The sequence below is a fragment of the Acinetobacter lwoffii genome (genome assembly GCF_022809915.1).
GTDB classification, from domain to species: Bacteria; Pseudomonadota; Gammaproteobacteria; order Pseudomonadales; family Moraxellaceae; genus Acinetobacter; species Acinetobacter lwoffii_M.
The window spans coordinates 1-4,254 of sequence record NZ_JALGQY010000061.1 but is presented as its reverse complement, the minus strand read 5'-3'; the positions used below and the strand labels follow the sequence as shown (position 1 = coordinate 4,254).

5 protein-coding genes and 2 pseudogenes are annotated in these 4,254 nt (G+C 33.9%); 5 read left to right on the top strand and 2 right to left on the bottom strand.

Features of this window, described 5'->3' with window-relative positions; translation table 11 throughout:
• The 3 genes and pseudogenes from MTX11_RS16175 to MTX11_RS16165 form a co-directional block, all read left to right on the top strand.
• Positions 1-339 (top strand): annotated as a pseudogene (locus MTX11_RS16175) (transposase); the annotation flags it as partial.
• 151 nt (positions 340-490) lie between these two features.
• Positions 491-721, top strand: a complete 231-nt coding sequence (locus MTX11_RS16170; protein ID WP_004280185.1) for a hypothetical protein — start codon at positions 491-493, stop codon at positions 719-721.
• 622 nt (positions 722-1,343) lie between these two features.
• On the top strand, positions 1,344-1,607 hold the full coding sequence (locus MTX11_RS16165) for a hypothetical protein (protein WP_243475586.1): 264 nt from the start codon (positions 1,344-1,346) through the stop codon (positions 1,605-1,607).
• A 105-nt stretch (positions 1,608-1,712) separates the two neighbouring features.
• On the opposite strand, the gene MTX11_RS16160 is transcribed toward MTX11_RS16165, so the two are convergent.
• A complete protein-coding gene (locus MTX11_RS16160; RefSeq protein WP_005107130.1) occupies positions 1,713-2,054 on the bottom strand; it encodes a hypothetical protein in 342 nt (113 codons plus the stop codon).
• 1,216 nt (positions 2,055-3,270) lie between these two features.
• On the opposite strand from MTX11_RS16160, the gene MTX11_RS16155 reads away from it, so the two are divergent.
• Entirely contained in the window at positions 3,271-3,498 is a 228-nt protein-coding gene (locus MTX11_RS16155; protein WP_243475585.1) for a type II toxin-antitoxin system HigB family toxin, read from the top strand.
• A 169-nt stretch (positions 3,499-3,667) separates the two neighbouring features.
• A complete protein-coding gene (locus MTX11_RS16150) occupies positions 3,668-3,808 on the top strand; it encodes a hypothetical protein (protein ID WP_005107128.1) in 141 nt (46 codons plus the stop codon).
• Positions 3,809-3,829: 21 nt separating this feature from the next.
• Here the strand turns inward: MTX11_RS16150 and MTX11_RS16145 are convergent.
• Positions 3,830-4,180: pseudogene (locus MTX11_RS16145) on the bottom strand (SOS response-associated peptidase family protein); the annotation flags it as partial.
• Positions 4,181-4,254: the final 74 nt, after the last annotated feature.

The following is a 4,254-nucleotide window of genomic DNA, read 5'->3' as shown; positions in this document are numbered from 1 at the left end:
TTAAAGTTGCACCTGATTTAATATCAACATTAGATTTAAAAGAGACAAAAGTGGTATGTGCAGATAAAGGCTATGATTCAGAACCACTGCGTGAACAGATCAGGAAAACAGGGACTAAAGCGAATATACCAAAGAAAACAAATAGCCAATCGAACAATGACCATATGGACTGGTATTTATATAAAATCAGGCATTTAGTTGAAAATATGTTTTGTAGATTAAAGCAATTTAGAGGAATAGCTACTCGATATGACAAGCTCAAAAGAAATTATCAAAGTTCTGTTGCTTTAGCCTGTATATTTTTATGGCTACCTTTATAGGGTTAATTATGAACAGTAAGTGTCAACAGACCTTAGTGTAATTTCATGTTGATCTGATCGCAAAATCTGAATGGTTAAAGCTTGGGCTATTTTCAAAAATAGAGGTTTCTTCTCAGGCGGAACAGTGGTAAAAATAAAAATAAAGTGCTTAGTGAAAGTAGGGTGTTGGAATGAAAACCACAGTAAAATATGTAGTCTTAAAAAGTCTTGACTATCAATTGGGTACACCATTATTTCAGGAAGAAATTGACGCTGATGGTCAATATTTTGATCAGATACCAAGCACGATTTCTTATCAGAATTTGCAGTTCAAAGTAAAAAGCAAAGAGCTTAAACGTTTGCATCTGGCCGAAGAGCAGGAAGATACTCAAACGATTATCGTCAAAGTGGTCAATATCTAATAAAAACTGAATGTAATAAGCCTCTTTTAAAGAGGCTTATTTATTATAAATAGATTAATAAATATAATTAAAAACAATGATTTTACCTAAGTTAATACCAGATTAATAGCTAAAACTATTTGACTTAAAGTCAAGATAAATTCGATACAGCTTAAGTGTTATTGGTGAGGTCATGTTAAGTATCGTATTTCCTCACAGTTAAGAATATTCAAAAAGAATTGGATCTTTAATATTTTATTTAATCTTTTAAAAATATAGAAGGTTTAGATTGATTTTTATATATTGATAAATATCAATATCATAGTTATTAAGTGGTTCTGTTTAATAACGCTTTTTAAATTTTATTAAAAATTTTCCTATATATGAAATAGGACTTAAGTTATTCCTTTTATTGGATAATAAATTTTTGACCTATAAAGTCTTTCATTATGTTTCTGTTGCATTATATCAGGTAATTTATGTTGCGCATTAATCTCCACTTCAAGTACTTATCTTACTATTTTTTACATTGAATTAATCTGTAACAGGTTAAAGGTTGGCGAAATCTGAAAAATGCGTAGAGTAGATATTAAGTCGAAACCTATCGGCTTTTAATTTAAAGCAAATAGTAAGGAATACCACCATGGCTAATAATCAACAGCAAGACCAACAGAAACAGCAACAACAGCAACAGCAAAATCAAGATCAGCAGCGTCAACAAAACAACCAGCAAAACCCAAATCAGCAACAAAATAACCAGCAACAACAACAACAGCCGCAGGGTGGTCAACACAACCAGCAACAGCGCGATCAGCAGCAACAAAACCAGCAAGGCCAACAGCAACAACAGCCACAGCAAAACAGTAACCAGCAACAACAACGTTCACGTAATCAACAAGATCAGTGAAAGCCACAGCGTTAATCTTTTTTAAGATATATGCTCTTCATAAAAAAACCGCCTGATTCAGGCGGTTTTTTTTATATTTCATTGCACGATTAGACTAAGTATTTATTAACACTGAATATTGGCTTTTAGCTTGTAGAAATTCAAGGCATTGTCTAGGTCTGTGAGCAACTCTTTTTCTGTATATTCCTTGGGTGCAAGTTTTAGCAGAGCAGGCATGTAGTTATTTTTATATTCTTTAGGATATTGTTCACACAGGATGCGTGTTCTTTCTTCCAGACTAATTGTTGAAGAGTCGAGTTTGTCCAGATAAGCACTGAGTTGATTATCTGACTGTTCAAACTGCGCTTTAATATTTGCAGCAGCCTCGGCTGAATTCTCTGCTTGCTGTTTTTGGCAGCCGCTTATTGCCAGACTCATCAATAAAGTAATTAGTATGCGATTTTTCATGCTGCCAAAATATTGTTATTGCTCATATGAAAAATTATAGAGAGAAATGACTAAAAAGAAAGCAGGGATCTATAAACTTTATGAGACATTGAACATTCATAACATCCGATATTGACTGAAATAAGGAATTTTCTTCTAAAAATCTAAATTAACCCATTCTCACTTATAGGTTTAGCAATTCTTCTTGGGTTTTGGTTATTTAGTAATCTTATTTTCTCATTAAAAATATTTTTGGATAAATTACAGTCATTTAATTAACAAAAGTAATGGTTTTTTCATATTTTGAAACATTGCATCTATATATCCTACACAGATTGGCTGCATGGCTAGTGATATCTTGGCGTCATTCTAAGAACTTAATGAAAATAATTAAAAATCAGCACATTATAAGGCCTGTTTAATTTAGGAGAGTTAAACAGGCTTTTTCTTTTCCGTTTTAAATCTTGTTTTTTCTTTGCTGATTGTATTTTTTGCTCACTCTCTTTCACATAAGTTTTCATACACAACATAAAGCCTGAAAATTCCCTCAGGAGAGATACATGAATAGATGTTATTTATATATATCTCTTTTCACGAAAAGACAGGACAAAGCTATGATGAGATGTATATGCGCATTTGGCATGGGCGTGATGGTCGGCTGTTGTTTTAAATCTTGCAGAGAGAAAATGTGTCAGATGATGAGCAGCAAGCATTGTAAAAGTGATCATTGTAAAAAGGATCAGACGACTCAAGCTGAAGAGCCTGTACGAACTTAGCCCCAAAAGCTTCAATTTTACTTAAAGGCTAAACAGAGCTGAGTACTGAAGTTGTTCTAGATCGCTGATCCAATCATTTTGTATTGAGTCATTCTATATTTAAAGCAATAAAGCTTGATGTTGGATCGAGCTTTTTACACTCAGGAGAAAAACATGATGCAATTTATATTTTGTTTATTTGGTCTTCATGGTGCGACTGAAATTAACTACACGTGTGACCATGATGAGGTCAAACAGTGTCGTGATTGCTTGAAAAATATTGAATAATGTGCCAAATCATCAGACATCTTAATGAAGATCAATCCCCGTTCAATCATCAGTTGGCGGGGTTTTTCTTTACTGATGAAATTTTTGGATCTAAACATAATTTCTCACAAGGAATACTTTATAAAAGAATCATTTCAATAGGATTACGTTTTGATAAATTCTTAGCTGCTTAGAACTGGAATACAATAAAATTTATGCGTGTGATCACCCATGCTCGAATTCTTGAAGCAACTCAAAAGAGGATAAAGACTGAAACTGCATTAGATGGTTGGCATCGAATCATTAAGGCCAATCATCCTAAAGATTTTACTGAAATGAAAAGACTTTTTCCGGCAGTGGATAAGCTTAGAAAATTTCATGTATTCGATATCGGCTCGCACGCGAATTCATATTCTTTGCTGTACCATCTACGATCAGGCTGAACAGCTTATTTGCTCAGATGGACTTCAGGAATTGTGAAATGTAAAAGAGCACTTGAAGGAAAGTTTGTCTTTTAAAAAAACTGAATGTGCAACATAAATAACATTGATGTTTAGCAGCAGATGTCATATTTATTTCTTAATACAGATATGAAGTATGAAGGAGATGCATATGACAAATAAGCCAGAGCAAGAATCAAATCCGCATAAAGAATCAAATGATGATAAAGGGAATCAGGCATCTTATAAGCATGTCAAACCAGAGAAAAAACCCAATGCAGAACCAGAAAATCCATTGAGAGAGCAAAAATAGCTTTTTCATATGGACGAAGCCCTAACTTGGTTTAGGGCTTTTTAATTTCCCGATAAACCTTGAATCTCTAGGCTTTGCAATAAATTCATCTTTCATTTCAAAGAAAAATTCATGGGCTTGTTCATGATCGCAGTGCAACCAGTCATGTCGTGATTCTTCCGGAATCACAATAATCGAGCGTTTTTCGTCATTCGGGTCATGAAACTGTTTCATAAAGGGATGTTGATCTGAATTTATGGTCAGCATCGAAAATGATCTGATTTTCTCACCATCAATGTGTGCGTCATCATAAATCGCCGCCACGGTAAAAGGATTGCCATCTTCACGTGAAATGCCAAACCAGTGCGATTTACCGTCTATATATTTAGGTGATCCTAGACAAAATAATGGACAGCACGTCCCTCTAAAGATAACGTAACTTTAATCTTTGGAGATTCAAGAAATGG